The organism is Pengzhenrongella frigida, assembly GCF_004168625.1.
In the GTDB taxonomy this organism is placed as follows: Bacteria; Actinomycetota; Actinomycetes; order Actinomycetales; family Cellulomonadaceae; genus Pengzhenrongella; species Pengzhenrongella frigida.
In genome coordinates, this window is the sequence record NZ_SDWW01000018.1 from 50,811 (window position 1) to 64,489 (window position 13,679).

A 13,679-nucleotide genomic window follows, 5' to 3' on the forward strand; every position below is an offset into this window, starting at 1 on the left:
ATGGCGATCAACACGGAGATGGTCGGGCAGACGTTCGGCCCGTTCGAGCGTGAGTACGACTACAAGGACCTGATCCTGTTCGCGCTCGGCTGCGGCTGCGGCGCCGATGGCCGGACGGATCTGGAGTACGTGTACGAGAAGGACCTCAAGGTCCTGCCGATGTTCGGCGCGATGCCGATCGTGGACAGCGAGGTCACCAAGACGATCGACTACGGGTACAACTACGCGGGCTCGCTCCACTGGGGCTTCGACCTCACGTTCCACCGGCCGATCACGAAGCTGTCCGGCAAGCTGAGCACCTCCGTGCTGCTCAAGGGCCTCTTCGACCGCGGCGAGGGGCGTGGCCTGCTCGCGCAGCACGTCGGTGACACGTACGACGAGGAGGGCAACCTGCTCTTCACCAACGAGAGCTGGGACTGCCTGATCTACGACGGCGGCTGGGGCGGTCCGGCCGCACCGAAGGACGTCGTCGAGATCCCCGACCGGGAGCCCGACTTCGAGGTCGAGGAGCGGGTCCCGGAGAACCAGGCCCTGATCTACCGGCTCTCGGGCGACTTCCACCCCCAGCACGTCGACTGGGACTACGCCCGCGCCAATGGGCAGATGAAGCCGATCCTGCACGCGGTGAGCTTCGCCGGCGTGGCGAGCCGGCACTTCATCCAGAGCGTCATCCCCGGCGAGCCCGAGCGCCTGACCCGGTTCAAGACCCGGATCACCGCCTCCGTGCTGCCCGGTGCGACGCTGAAGACCCAGATGTGGGTCATGGGCGAGGGTGTGGTGCACTTCCGTGTGATCGACGCGTTCGCCCAGGCCAAGCCGTACCTGAACTTCGGCATCATCGAATGGTCCTGAACGCGGTGAGCTCTCGTGGCTGAGCGGGTGCTGCTCGACGACGTCGAGATGACGCCCTTCCTCAAGAAGGTGACGCTGTTCTCCAGCGGCGGTCCGTTCCTGGACGGCTACGTTCTGGCGATCATCGGGGTCGCGATCGACCAGATGGTGCGCAACGACGAGCTGGCGCTCGACGGCGGGTGGATCTCGGCGATCAGCGCCGCGGCCCTGGTCGGGCTGTTCCTCGGGACGTCGATCGGCGGCTACATCACCGACCGCATCGGCCGCAAGCGCATGTTCCTCATCGACGTGGTGGCGATCCTGCTGCTCTCGCTGGGCACGGCCTTCGTCACGACACCGCTGATGCTGGTGGTGATGCGATTCGGGATCGGTCTGGTGATCGGCGCGGACTATCCCATCGCCACCTCGATGGTCGCCGAGTTCACCCCGCGTCGATACCGCGCGATCTCGATGGGCTTCATCGCCGCGATCTGGTACGTCGGCGCGAACGCCGCGTACATCGTCGGGTACCTCCTGGCCGACGTCGATGGTGGCTGGCGCTGGATGCTCGGCAGCGCCGTCGTCCCGTGCCTGGTCATCCTGATCGGCCGGTGGGGGATCCCGGAGTCGCCGCGTTGGCTGGCGAGCAAGAACAGGATCGCCGAGGCCGAGGCGATCCTTCGGCAGATGTTCGGTGCGCACGTCGAGCTCGAGCCCGGACCGTCGACCAAGACCCGGTACCGCGCGCTGTTCGAGCCGCGGAACCTGTCGAAGGTGGTGTTCGTCGGGACGATCTGGCTGTGCCAGGCGGTGCCGATGTTTGCCATCTACACCTTCGGTCCGCGCATCATGGCGGCCTTCGGCCTGAGCGAGGGGCGCTTGAGCGTGCTCGGCGAGGTGCTCATCGGCACCTTCTTCATGATCGGCTGCATCCCGGCCATGTTCTGGGCCAACTCCATGGGTCGGCGTCGGCTGCTCATCGGCAGCTTCGCCATCATGACTCTCGCCCTGGCCGTCCTCGGCGCCCTGCCGGTGGCCGGCACGTGGGTCGTGATCGTCTGCTTCGCCGTCTATGCGTTCTTCTCCGGCGGGCCCGGCAACCTGCAGTGGCTCTACCCCAACGAGCTGTTCCCGACCGACATCCGGGCGTCTGCGGTCGGCGCCGCCATGGCGCTCAGCCGCATCGGCACCGTCGTCGCCATGTACGTGCTCCCGGGATTCCTCAGCACCCACGGCACGCGGGCGACGATGGTCGCCGGAGCGGTGATCTCCGCGGTCGGTCTGCTCGTCGCCATCCCGTTGGCTCCGGAGACTCGTGGCCTCACCCTGGGCGAGTCGAGCCAGCTCCGCCTCGGACGGCGCGAGCCAGCCGGCGACCAGCACCCGTCCCCGGCCCGGCGCGCGCCCGCGGGACTGCGCTGAGGCGCGCGGCGGGACCCGTCAGTCGACGGCGCAGGAGAGCCAGGTCTGGGCGGCGTGGGCGAGGCTCTCCCGGTTCTTGACGCCCACCTTCCGGCAGGCGCTGAAGATGTGGTTCTCGACCGTGCGGACGCTCAGGACCTTCAGGGTCGCGATCTCCTGCGAGCTCATCCCGCGCGCGACCAGGATCGCCATCTCCCGCTCGCGAGCGGTCAGGCAGACGGCCTTGTCAAACGGCCGGAACAGTCCGCACAGGTCCCGACCGCGCAGACCTGCCGTGTGCCAGGCGGTGTCGGCATGCGCGGCCGCCGCGGTGACGTCACCCGCGGTGAGCATCCGCACGGACCGGGCCACGGCGGTGCGCACGGCGTAGAGCCGCATCCCCGCGGCGAGCAACCGGGGCTCGAGCTCGGCCAACCGATCCGGGTCCGACGAGGCGATCGCCACGGCGTAGTCCCCGAGATGTGACAGGAGCGGCGAGTCGCAGCGGGCCGCGGCGTCGGCGAGCCGAGCCGCCCAGACGGCGTCGGGTCGACGCTCGACCGCGGAGACGCCCGCGATGATGCCGGCGGGGATGAAGCCGTGCTCCAGCCGCTCCTCGGCGAGCGCCCAGAGCTCGTCGGCGGACGCAGCCGGGTCCTTTCCTCGCAGCTCGGCCGAGATGCCGTCGGACGTCATGCCGGGGTGAGGTCCTCGACCGTGCCCGTACGCGCTCGACTGCAGCGCGAGGGAGTGGGCATACGCCGTCCGGCCCTGCCAGGCAGCGGCATCCGCGGCGAGCCAGAGCAGGCCTGTCTGGACATGGGTCCGGTGGGCGGGCATGGGGGCGAGCGCCAGGACGAACGACATCAGTGCGTCCAGCTCGAGGAGGCGGCCCTGGAGCGCCAGGCCCAGGCCGGCCACGTACGCGTGAGCCTCGACCCCACCGGGGTCGAGGTGGCCCGTGCTGCGCCCGACCCGGGCGCGGGCAGCCGTCACCGCACCCTCGAGGTCGCACATGTAGAGCAGGGCGAGCTCGCGGGTCGCCTCGGCCGACTCCTCGAGTGCGGGGAACGGGGTGGTGAACCCCTCGAGCAGCGTGAGTGCTGCGGGTGCTTGACCGGCCGCGACGAGAGCCTCGGCGCGGGCGACCACGACGCTGTCCGTCGACAGCTGGTCCTCGTCGTGCGCCGCGGGCGCGAGCAGGGCGGCCGTCGGCACCGAGCCGGTGACGAGCTCGAGGTGCGCCTCGGTCGCGCGGAGCAGCCCGTCGAAGCCCTGGAGCGCGGATCGCCGGTCGTGCAGCAATGCGCGTGCGGCGTCGACCCTGCCGAGCACGAGGCCCTCATAGAGGGCGTGCCACGTGACGAACAGGGCGAGTGCCCGCGGGTCCGCCCCGGGAACGACGGTCGCCGCCAGGACCGCCTCGACCTCGTGCGGGCGCGCCCTGGAGACCAGGAGAGCCCGGATGAGCGGGACGGCGTTCGACGGGCTGGCGTCCGCTTCCCACTCGCGCTGTCGAGCCTGCACCTCGTCCCGCCAGTGCCCCGCGAAGCGTCGGCTCAGGATCGGGTCGGTCCCCGGCAGGTGCAGCGACCGGGGCGCGAGGACCGGACCCCGCGAGTCCTCCACGCCGGCCGGGGCGAGCTGGCCGCAGACCAGCATCCGGCGCGTCATCGACCCCTCGTGCGTGAAGTACTCGGCGACCAGCGGTGGGAAGACGCCCACCACGGTGTCGTGTCGCTCGCGGACGACCCGGAGCAGGCCGACGTCGTCGAGCCGGGCCAGGGTCTCCGGCGCGATGGCGTGGAGGGCAGCCTCCATCGTCGGGGTTCCGGCGGACGACACCAGGGCGATCGCCTCGAGGCTCGCCTCGTCGAGATCTGTCAGGAACTGCTCCGCCGCGGGTGCGAGGGCTGTGGTCCAGAGGTCCCCCCGGGCGACCCAGATCCCGCCGCGCGGCGCCAGGCGCGAGGCGCGCCGTCCCGTGGCGACCATGGCCGACACCAGACCGGGCAGCCCGCCGGACTTCGCCGCGATCCGCGCCACCGCGGTGGGGTCGACGGGGCCACCGAGCAGAACGTGCACCAGGCGGTGCACCTCGTCGAAGCGCAGGGGAGGGAGGGCGACGCGCACCGCGGGGCGCAGCTCGTTGGTCAGGCCTGGCGCGTCGGACCGTCCGCGCGCAGCGGGCAGCGTCGCCGCCACGATCGGGATACGCAGTCGCAGGCGGACCGCGGCGAGGGCGCCGACGGTGGTCGCGTCGAGATCGTCCGCGTCGTCGACCACCAGGACGGCGGGCCCCGACGACAACAGGTCTTCGAGCTCGTCGACAGCGGAGGTCAACGACTGCAGGCCCGACGACAGTGCGAGGTTGATGCCCGTGACGGCGAGCGCACTCAGCGGCCGGTCGCGTAGGGCCCGGACGCCGGCGATGCGGGTGATCGAGAATCCCTCGGATGCGAGCTGCTCGCTCACGCGCGTCAGGACGGCGGAGCGCCCGGAGGAGCGCATGCCCACGACCTCGACGCTCGTCCCCGCCCGCAGGTAGCCGGCGATCTCGTTGGTGATGTCCGTGCGGAGCGGGCCTTCGTCGGTCACCTTGGCACGGTAGCCGGGGGATCGAGGTTCGATCCGGGACGTTTGGAGGCAGCGGACCCGGTCCGCGCGAGTAGCCCCGACCGGTTGGCTCAGTCGAGGGAGCAGGGGTCAGTCGAGGGAGAAGGGCGGGTAGCGGTCGGTCACCAGGAGGAACGCGTATGCCTCGACACGCAGCCACCAGCGGGCGACGCCGACCACGAAGTCGAACAGTCCCCGCGGATAGCGCCCGGTGAACAGGATCGCGAACCACGCGATGATGATCGCGAAGAAGGCGCCCACGGACAGCAGGATGAGGACCACGAGGTGGGGGATGGCGAGCAGCCACTTCACCAGCGGGAGCCAGCGGTTGAGGTCGTGCTCGACGTCGGGGTAGTCGATCTCGAGGTGCACGCTCTGCTCCTCGACGGTCGAGGGGTAGTTGTCGGTGAGCAGCGCGACGTACGCACCGATGCGCGTGCCGAACCGGGCGAGCTCCCGGGCGAAGTCGAACCACCAGCGCGGGTAGCGCTGCCGGAAGAGGATCATCAGCAGGGTCGCGGCGAACAGGCCGGCGGCGATGCCGCCGCTCGAGGTGCGCACCACCTCACCGGCCGAGTCGTAGACGGTCTCGGTCGTGCCGGCCGTGAGGACGGCGCTGACGATGGCGATCGGGATGACCAGGAAGATGCGGAACAGGGTGGTCACCCGGTCGTGCTGGTCCACGTAGTCGACCTGGAGGCGTGCGGGGTAGTCCCAGGCCGCGGGCTGTGCCGTCATGTGAGCTCCAAGATCAGATGGCGGCCCGCCGTGGCCTGACAGGGCTCTCCCCACACTCTGTCACTGCAACTGGGACGCGTCGCTGCGACCGGGGCAGGCGAGGGGTCGCGGGCCATGCCTCCCGGGCAACAGCCGGCCGAGCGAGTGCGTGCCCTCCGGTTGCGAGGAGCGAGGACGGTGCCTAGATTCGGCGCCGTCCACGTCTGGGGAACTCTGTCGATTCCCGCACTGCACCTGGAAGGAAGTCCCATGGCCCGCGCCACGCATCTGCCGAAGTTCACCGTCCCCTCGCTGTCCCTGGAGGAGGGCTCCCAGGTCGCGAAGGTGCTCCAGGAGCGCCTGAACGCCCTGAACGATCTCGCCCTGACCCTCAAGCACATCCACTGGAACGTCGTGGGGCCCCACTTCATCGCCGTGCACGAGATGTTGGATCCGCAGGTCGACGCCGTCCGGATGATGGTCGATGCGACCGCGGAACGCATCGCGACCCTCGGCGTGGCACCGCACGGCACGCCGGGTGCCCTGGTCGCCGAGCGCACGTGGGACGACTACTCCATCGGGCGAGCGGGCGCCATCGAGCACCTGGGGGCGCTCGACGAGGTGTACGAGGGTGTGATCACCGCGCACCGGAAGGCGGCCGCGGACACCGAGGAGAGCGACTCGGTCACCAACGATCTCCTGATCGGGCACCTGCACGAGCTGGAGCTGTTCCAGTGGTTCGTTCGCGCGCACCTCGAGTCCTCGAGCGGAGCGCTGAGCACGGACGGCGCCACGACGGAACGGGGTGCGGCGCGCAAGGCCGGCGCAGCCAGCTAGCACTAGCAGGGAACCAGAGGCCGTCGGCACCGGGGCCTACCCCGGTGCCGACGGCCTCGCCGCATCTACGGTGCATGGTGCAACGCTTCCCCGTATTCGCGCCTCCAACGCTCCCCGGACTCCGCGGGTGCGGGTAGGGTGCTGGCATGGCCCTGATCCGGATCCTGCAGGCCGCCGCGCTGCTCGGCGTCAGCGACGACACGGTTCGCCGGTGGGTGGACGTCGGCCGGCTGGAGAGCACCGCCGACGCCGCCGGGCGCCAGGCGATCGACGGGGCGGTGCTCGCCCGGTTCGCCGAGGAGCTCGCCGCCGAGAGCCCGCTCCGGTCTCCGCGGATCAACCGCCAGTCGGCCCGCAACCACTTCACCGGGCTGGTGACCAAGGTCGTTCGGGACACGGTGATGGCCCAGGTCGAGATCCAGGCCGGACCGTTCCGGGTGGTCTCCCTGATGAGCCGCGAGGCGGCCGACGACCTGGGGCTGGAACCGGGGGTGCTCGCCGTCGCGAGCGTGAAGTCGACGAACGTCGTCGTGGAGATCCCCGACAGCTGAGCCCGTCGGCTCGTCTCGTCACCCCCGATCTGTCGTGCCCCGAGTTCCCTGGAGAGCCCCATGCGTCGCCTTCCCCTGGCCCTGACCGCCGTCGGCGTGGTCTTGATGGCGTTGGTCGGGTGCGGGGTGTTGCCCAACGGCGATCCTGGCGGCGCTGCGCCGGCGCCGTCGGCGAGCCCGGGCCTCAGCGGCGAGATCATGGTCTTCGCCGCCGCGTCGCTGACGGGGACGTTCACGACGCTCGGCGAGACGTTCGAGGCGGCCAACCCCGGCGCGTCGATCACGTTCAGTTTCGGGCCGAGCTCGGGCCTGGCGACCCAGATCACCGAAGGGGCCCCGGCCGACGTGTTCGCCTCCGCGTCGCAGAAGAACATGGACGCCGTGGTCGATGCCGGGGGCGCCGACGAGCCGACCGTGTTCGCGCAGAACGCCATGGAGATCGCCGTGCCCGCGGACAACCCCGCGCACATCACGGCGCTGACCGACTTGGCACGCCCGGCGGTCAAGGTCGCGCTGTGCCAGCCGGACGTGCCGTGCGGAGCGGTCGCGGCGAGCGTGTTCGCCAACGCGGGGATCACGGTCAGCCCGATCACGCTCGAGGCCGACGCCAAGGCCACGCTGACGAAGGTCCGGCTCGGCGAGGTCGATGCCGGCGTGGTGTACGTCACCGATGTCCTGGCGGCCGGGGACGACGTCGTGGGCGTGGCGATCCCCGCGGACGTCAACGCCGGCACCCGCTACCCGATCGCCACCCTGAGCGCATCGAGGTCACCCGAGCTGGCCCGGTCGTTCGTCGCCTACGTGATGTCAGCCGAGGGCACGAGCGTGCTGAGCGCGGCCGGGTTCCTGGCGCCGTGAATCCGATGGCCCGACCAGCCCAGAAGGCTCCGCCGACCCGGCCGCCCGGCCAGCGAGGTGCCCGGACGCGCTCGATCGCGGACGTGACGGGCCGCACGCCGTGGCCGTTGGCCGCGCCGGCGGCCGTCGCGGTGGCCTTCCTCCTGCTCCCGCTCGTCGGGCTGCTCCTGCGCGCGCCGTGGCGTGGCCTGCCGCGGATCCTGGTCGAGTCCGGCGCGCTCGATGCGCTGCGGCTGTCGCTCGTCACCGCGAGCGCGGCGACCGTGATCTCGGTGTTCTTCGGGGTGCCCCTGGCGTGGGTGCTCGCCCGCGCCCGGTTCCCCGGCCGCAGCCTGCTGCGTGCGCTGGTGACCTTGCCCCTGGTGCTGCCCCCCGTCGTCGGAGGGGTGGCGCTGCTGTTCGCCCTCGGGCGCCGGGGCTTCATCGGGCAGCACCTCGACCAGTGGTTCGGGATCACGCTGCCGTTCACCACGGCGGGGGTGATCGTGGCCGAGACGTTCGTCGCGATGCCGTTCCTCATCGTCACCGTCGAAGGGGCGTTGCGCTCCGCCGACCTCGGCCTCGACGAGGCGGCGGCGACCCTGGGTGCGCGCCCGTTCACGACGTTCCGCCGGGTGACGCTGCCGCTGATCGGGCCGAGCCTGATCGCCGGCGCGGTGCTGTGCTGGGCCCGGGCGCTGGGGGAGTTCGGTGCCACGATCACGTTCGCGGGGAACCTGCCCGGCGTCACCCAGACCATGCCGCTGGCCGTCTATCAGGCCCTGGAGCGGGATCCCGACGCGGCGGTCGCCCTGAGCCTCGTGCTGCTCGTGGTCTCGATCGCGGTGCTGGCCCTGCTGCGCGAGCGCTGGCTGCATCCGGGGACGAGCCTGTGACCAGGCACGGCGAGGCTGCCGGGGCCGCGCCGTCGGGTGCGCTGCGTGCCGACGTCGTCGTGGACCGCGGTGGGTTCCGGCTCGAGGCGGAGCTGGCGGTCGCCCCCGGCCAGGTCCTGGCCGTCCTCGGCCCGAACGGCGCGGGCAAGACGACCCTGCTTCGCACCCTCGCCGGACTCCGTGCCCTCACTGCGGGCAGCATCCAGGTCGGGGCGCACACCTGGGACGACGCCGGCGCCGGCGTCTTCGTGCCCGCGGTCGACCGCCGCGTCGGGGTGGTCTTTCAGGACTATCGGCTCTTTCCGCACCTGTCCGTGCTGGACAACGTCGCGTTCTCCGCCCGCGCCCGCGGTGTCGCCCGGGACCGTGCCCGACGGGACGCCGCGAACTGGCTCGACCGGCTCGGGCTCGACCGGTTCGCCCCCCGCCGCCCGGGTGAGCTGTCGGGCGGGCAGGCGCAGCGGGTCGCGCTGGCCCGGGCACTGGCCAGCGATCCCCGGCTGCTGCTCCTCGACGAACCGCTCGCCGCCCTCGACGTCCGCACGCGGCTCGAGATCCGCGGCGAGCTCCGGCAGCACCTGTCGGCCTTCGCGGGTCCCAGCATCCTGGTCACCCACGATCCGCTCGAGGCCATGGTGCTGGCCGACCGGATCCTCGTGCTGGAGGCGGGCCAGGTCGTCCAGGTGGGCAGCCCGACCGACGTCGCCCGCCGGCCCGCCACGGACTACGTGGCCCGCCTGGTCGGCCTCAACCTCTACCCCGGCACGCTCAGCGACCCGGTCACCCGCCGCGTGGACCTCGACGGTGGCGGCACCCTGCACGCGGCCGGTCACGGCTCGGCCGGCGCGGACGACGACGGCGAGGTGACCTTCGCCGGGGCGCCGGGCGACCGGCTGCTCGTCGTGCTGGCGCCGTCGGCCATCTCCGTGCACACGCGGCGGCCCGACGCCGGCTCCCCGCGCAACACCTGGACGGGCGTCGTGGCCGGGCTCGAGCTGCTGACCGACCGCGTCCGGGTCGCCGTGGACGGCGCCCCGTCCGCGCTGGTCGACATCACCCCCGCGGCCGTGGCCGACCTCCGCCTCACCCCGGGGCAGCCGGTCTGGCTCACCGCCAAGGCCACCGAGGTGATGGCCTACCCCGACCTCGGCCCCGTCGCCCGGCGGCCCTGATCACGGACCTCCCGGACGGCCGGCGGCCGGGTGGTGCGCCTCTTGCCTGCGCTGCTGCCGGAGCTGGACCGCGGCGGTGACGTTGCCTTCCAGGCGCAGGGCACGGATCGTCTGGGTCACGTCGTCCTCGGCCTGCCGGGGCGGCAGCAGCGGGACGTCGGGGTCCACGACCGCCTCGACCAGGCACGGCCGGTCGGAGGCGAACGCCGCGCGCCAGGCGGGGCCGACCTCCCGCGCAGCACCGATCCGCAGGCCGCGCAGGCCGAGCAGCTCGGCATATCCCGCATAGGGAAAGGTCGGGACCGCCAGCGACCGCGCGGACCTCGGGTCGCCCTCCACCTCACGCTGCTCCCAGGAGACCTCGGCCAGGTCGCCGTTGTGCAGAACGAGCACGACGAAGCGCGGGTCGGCCCACTGTCGCCACCGGGCCGCCACGGTGATCAGCTCCGAGAGCCCGTTCATCTGCATCGAGCCGTCCCCGGCGAGGGCGACCACGGGCCGGTCCGGCCGGTACAGCTTCGCCGCCAGGCCGTAGGGCATCGCCGATCCCATCGACGCCAGCGTGCTCGACAGGTGCGCGGGCATGTCCGGCCCCAGCCGCAGGAACCTGGCGTACCAGTACGTGACCGACCCGACATCGACGGCCACCTGCGTGCCGGCCGGCAGGTGCGCGGACAGCTCGTGCACCACGAGCTGGGGGTTGAGCAGCTCCGCCGTGGTGTGGACCCGGCTGTCGAGGACGTCGTGCCAGGAGGCCACCATGCCCTCGACCTGCGAGCGCCACTCCCGTCCCGGCGCGGGTGCGGGTCCCGGCACGGGCGCAGCGGTGAACATCGGCGCCAGGGCGCGCAGGGTCTCGGCCGTGTCCCCGGCCAGGCCGACCTCCACGGGGTACTTCGCGCCCAGGTTGCGGGCCGCGAGATCGATCTGGACGGTTCGTGCCTGGCCGACCGGGGGGTAGAACTCCGTCCAGGGGTCGCTGCTGCCGATGATGAGCAGGGTGTCGCAGGCGGCGAGGAGGTCCGCCGCCGCCGTCGTGCCGAGGTGGCCCATGACCCCGCAGTGGAACGGCAGGGACTCGTCGAGGATCGGCTTGCCCAGCAGGGAGGTGGCGATCCCGGCGCCCAGCCGGTCGACGACGTCGAGCACCTCGGCGGCCGCGCCGTACGCGCCCTGACCGACGAGGACCGCGGGTCGACGACCCGCACGGAGCAGCTCCGCCGCGCGATCGAGATCACGCTGCTGCGGGCACGACCCGGGGTCGGGTCACCACGGCGGAGGTCCGGACGATCCCGTGCGCCGGTCCGTCGTGCTCGTGCGCCGGCGCCCGTTGGATGTCGTGGGGCACGATGACGCAGGTCGGGCTCGACGTCGCGATCGCGGTGCGTACCGCGTTGTCGACCACGAGGTGAACCTGCTCCGGGCCGGTGACCTCCTGGAGGTACTGCCCGCACACGTCCTTGAACAGGGTGTGCAGGTCGACCTCCTGCTGGTAGCCGCCACCCAGCGCGGTCGAGACGATCTGACCGATGATGGCCACGACCGGTCTGCGGTCCAGCTTCGCGTCGTACAGACCGGTCAGCAGGTGGATCGCACCGGGCCCCTGGGTAGCCAGGCACACCCCGACCTCGCCGGTGTACTTGGCGTGACCGGTTGCCATGAACGCGGCCATCTCCTCGTGGCGCGCGGTCACGAGCTCGATCTCGGGCTCCGCGCGGCGCAGCGCCGCCACGATCGGGTCGATGCCGTCGCCGGCCAGGCCGAAGATGCGGCGCACCCCCCACTCCCGCAACCGTCGCACGAGGGAATCTGCCACAGTCCCGGTTCGGTTCGTCTCCGGCGTCGTGCGTCCTGGTGGTGGCCTCGGGTCCGGGGTGCAGGTTCTGCGACATACGTACCTCCGCGAGGGTGCCAATCCAGCCTGCCGCGGGGGGTGCCCCGTGGCAACCGGGATCGGTGCGTCGCCGACGCGCGGTCCGGAGCCCTTGTCAGTCGGTGAGCTGGCGCAGCCCGTCGGCGCCGGCGGGGATCTGGGGGACCCAGCCGGTGACCACCGGAGAGTGCGGGCTCGAGCGGGCGATCTCGGCCAGCCAGCGCGACTCCTGCGCGGCGTGCGCGAGCAGCACGGGGTCGGTGGTGGTGGTCGCGGACAGGGCGCTGTTGGCGACCCAGGTGTAGGGCGCCAGACCCGCGCGGGCCAGGTCGGCCTGCAGCTCCTGGGCCTCGTGGACGGGGGTGGCCTCCGGCAGGGCCACGAGCAGGATGCGGGTGTGGTCGGGATCGCTGAGCGAGCCGAAGAGGCGGCCCGCCGGGCTGTCGACGTCGGCCCGGGCAGAGGCCTCGGCCTGCCGGGCGAAGGAGGCCGAGGACTGCAGCAGGAGCAGGGTGTGCCCGGTCGGGGCGGTGTCGATGACCACGTAGCGGTCGCCGGAGTCGGCGATGGTCCGCGCGAAGGCGTGGAACACCGCGACCTCCTCCGTGCACGGCGAGCGCAGGTCCTCGGTGAGCAGGTCCAACGCGGCGGGGTCGAGCTGGGACCCGGCGGTGCCCAGGACGTGGGCGGTGTACGCCACCGTCTCGGCGACGGGGTCGATCCGGGTGATCGTCAGGTTCGAGGGCGGATCGGGCAGCACGTCGTTCACGTGCGCGGCCGGGTCGGTGGTCGTCAGCGACACCGGCAGGCCGCGATCGGCCAGCGCGAGGGCGATGGCGGCGGCGACCGTCGTCTTGCCGACCCCGCCCTTGCCCATCGTCATGACGATCCCGGGACCCGCAGCGGCCACGACGTCGACCAGGTCGCGCAGCGAGGTCGACGCGATCGGGGGCATTGCCGCCATCGACGGCGGCACGCCGTCGGACGACGTCGGGTCGGACGGCGTCGGGTGGAGGGCCGCCCGGAGGCCGTCGACGCCCATCGGGGCGCGGGCGAGCAGGGGGACGGTGTCGACCGACCGGACCCGGTCGAGCGCCGCGGGCAGGTTCGCCAGTGCGCGGGACTCGCGGTCGGTGCGGGCCCGGGCGATCGCGTCGTCGGTTCCCGCCGGGGTGAACAGCCCGTTGACGATGAGGCGCAGGTTGGTCATGGCCAGCTCGTCGAGCTCGTGGGCGGCGCGCGCTGCCTCGGCCAGCGCCGACGGTTCGGGCCGGGTCACCAGGATCATCGTGGTCAGCTCGGCGTCGCGCAGGGTGGCGAGGCTGCCGGCGTAGGCCTCCTGGGCCTGGCCGAGCGCGGAGACCGGGCCGACGCAGGTGACACCGGCGGTGTTCGTCTCGAGGAACCCGGTCCAGGCGGCGGGCAGGCCGAGCAGGCGCAGGGTGTGGCCGGTCGGTGCGGTGTCGAAGACGACGTGGTCGTAGGCGGCGGCGATGGCGGGGTCGGTCAGGAGCGTGACGAACTCGTTGAACGCCGCGACCTCGACGGTGCACGACCCGGACAGCTCCTCCTCGATCGAGGAGACCGCGTCGGCCGGCAGCACGCCCCGGTAGGGGCCGACGACGCGCTCGCGGTACTCGGCCGCTGCGACGGCCGGGTCGATGTTCACCACGTCCAGACCCGGGACGCCCGGTACGGCCGTCGGCGCCGATCCGCAGACGTCGGCCATCGCGAAGACCTCGACCAGGTTGCTGGCCGGGTCGGTCGAGACGATGAGGACCCGGAACCCGGCGTCGGCCAGCGCGATCGCCGAGACCGCGGCGCAGGAGGTCTTGCCGACGCCACCCTTGCCGGTGAAGAACAGGTACCGGGTCGGATCGGTCAGCACAGCGGTCAGGAGCTGGTCGTGGCCGACCCGTGCCGTGATCGGCGCCGGCGCAAGCGTCAT

General features: G+C 72.3%; 12 protein-coding genes. 7 read left to right on the top strand and 5 right to left on the bottom strand.

Annotation, left to right across the window (positions count from 1 at the left end):
* Both EUA98_RS09160 and EUA98_RS09165 read left to right on the top strand, forming a co-directional pair.
* Positions 1-852, top strand: coding sequence for a MaoC/PaaZ C-terminal domain-containing protein (locus tag EUA98_RS09160; RefSeq protein WP_130102377.1), 852 nt, complete (start codon positions 1-3; stop codon positions 850-852).
* A 15-nt stretch (positions 853-867) separates the two neighbouring features.
* The gene (locus EUA98_RS09165) at positions 868-2,253 is read left to right on the top strand and encodes an MFS transporter (protein ID WP_207219025.1); all 1,386 of its coding nucleotides are present in this window, start codon (positions 868-870) and stop codon (positions 2,251-2,253) included.
* Positions 2,254-2,271: 18 nt separating this feature from the next.
* On the opposite strand, the gene EUA98_RS09170 is transcribed toward EUA98_RS09165, so the two are convergent.
* Positions 2,272-4,830: a helix-turn-helix transcriptional regulator gene (locus EUA98_RS09170; RefSeq protein ID WP_130102378.1), complete on the bottom strand. Its 2,559-nt coding sequence runs from the start codon at positions 4,828-4,830 to the stop codon at positions 2,272-2,274.
* A 108-nt stretch (positions 4,831-4,938) separates the two neighbouring features.
* Positions 4,939-5,586, bottom strand: a complete 648-nt coding sequence (locus EUA98_RS09175) for a DUF4389 domain-containing protein (RefSeq protein ID WP_130102379.1) — start codon at positions 5,584-5,586, stop codon at positions 4,939-4,941.
* A gap of 249 nt (positions 5,587-5,835) precedes the next feature.
* Between EUA98_RS09175 and EUA98_RS09180 the strand changes: the two genes are divergently transcribed.
* The 5 genes from EUA98_RS09180 to EUA98_RS09200 all read left to right on the top strand — a co-directional run bounded on the left by EUA98_RS09180 (position 5,836) and on the right by EUA98_RS09200 (position 9,858).
* The gene (locus EUA98_RS09180) at positions 5,836-6,402 is read left to right on the top strand and encodes a Dps family protein (RefSeq protein WP_130102380.1); all 567 of its coding nucleotides are present in this window, start codon (positions 5,836-5,838) and stop codon (positions 6,400-6,402) included.
* A 146-nt stretch (positions 6,403-6,548) separates the two neighbouring features.
* Positions 6,549-6,953: a TOBE domain-containing protein gene (locus EUA98_RS09185; RefSeq protein ID WP_130102381.1), complete on the top strand. Its 405-nt coding sequence runs from the start codon at positions 6,549-6,551 to the stop codon at positions 6,951-6,953.
* Positions 6,954-7,013: 60 nt separating this feature from the next.
* Positions 7,014-7,811, top strand: coding sequence for a molybdate ABC transporter substrate-binding protein (gene modA / locus EUA98_RS09190; protein ID WP_130102382.1), 798 nt, complete (start codon positions 7,014-7,016; stop codon positions 7,809-7,811).
* Positions 7,812-7,816: 5 nt separating this feature from the next.
* On the top strand, positions 7,817-8,686 hold the full coding sequence (locus EUA98_RS09195) for an ABC transporter permease (protein ID WP_130102383.1): 870 nt from the start codon (positions 7,817-7,819) through the stop codon (positions 8,684-8,686).
* Positions 8,683-9,858, top strand: a complete 1,176-nt coding sequence (locus tag EUA98_RS09200) for an ABC transporter ATP-binding protein (RefSeq protein ID WP_130102384.1) — start codon at positions 8,683-8,685, stop codon at positions 9,856-9,858. Before EUA98_RS09195 ends, EUA98_RS09200 begins: the two co-directional genes overlap by 4 nt.
* Here the strand turns inward: EUA98_RS09200 and EUA98_RS20065 are convergent, their stop codons facing one another.
* The 3 genes from EUA98_RS20065 to arsA all read right to left on the bottom strand — a co-directional run bounded on the left by EUA98_RS20065 (position 9,859) and on the right by arsA (position 13,679).
* Positions 9,859-11,073, bottom strand: a complete 1,215-nt coding sequence (locus EUA98_RS20065) for a thiamine pyrophosphate-dependent enzyme (RefSeq protein ID WP_242511368.1) — start codon at positions 11,071-11,073, stop codon at positions 9,859-9,861.
* A 19-nt stretch (positions 11,074-11,092) separates the two neighbouring features.
* Positions 11,093-11,635 (bottom strand): thiamine pyrophosphate-binding protein, encoded by a 543-nt coding sequence (locus EUA98_RS20070; protein ID WP_242511366.1) that lies wholly within the window; start codon positions 11,633-11,635, stop codon positions 11,093-11,095.
* A 211-nt stretch (positions 11,636-11,846) separates the two neighbouring features.
* Positions 11,847-13,679 carry an arsenical pump-driving ATPase gene (arsA, locus tag EUA98_RS09210; protein ID WP_130102385.1) on the bottom strand — a complete coding sequence of 611 codons (1,833 nt, stop codon included), beginning with the start codon at positions 13,677-13,679 and terminating at the stop codon, positions 11,847-11,849.

What these genes read in the sequence shown, in the direction of transcription:
- arsA (WP_130102385.1), bottom strand. Translation starts at nt 13,679, where the DNA reads ATGACGCTTGCGCCGGCGCCGATCACGGCACGGGTCGGCCACGACCAG.
- EUA98_RS09160 (WP_130102377.1), top strand. Translation starts at nt 1, where the DNA reads ATGGCGATCAACACGGAGATGGTCGGGCAGACGTTCGGCCCGTTCGAG.
- EUA98_RS09175 (WP_130102379.1), bottom strand. Translation starts at nt 5,586, where the DNA reads ATGACGGCACAGCCCGCGGCCTGGGACTACCCCGCACGCCTCCAGGTC.
- EUA98_RS09195 (WP_130102383.1), top strand. Translation starts at nt 7,817, where the DNA reads ATGGCCCGACCAGCCCAGAAGGCTCCGCCGACCCGGCCGCCCGGCCAG.
- modA (WP_130102382.1), top strand. Translation starts at nt 7,014, where the DNA reads ATGCGTCGCCTTCCCCTGGCCCTGACCGCCGTCGGCGTGGTCTTGATG.
- EUA98_RS09185 (WP_130102381.1), top strand. Translation starts at nt 6,549, where the DNA reads ATGGCCCTGATCCGGATCCTGCAGGCCGCCGCGCTGCTCGGCGTCAGC.
- EUA98_RS09180 (WP_130102380.1), top strand. Translation starts at nt 5,836, where the DNA reads ATGGCCCGCGCCACGCATCTGCCGAAGTTCACCGTCCCCTCGCTGTCC.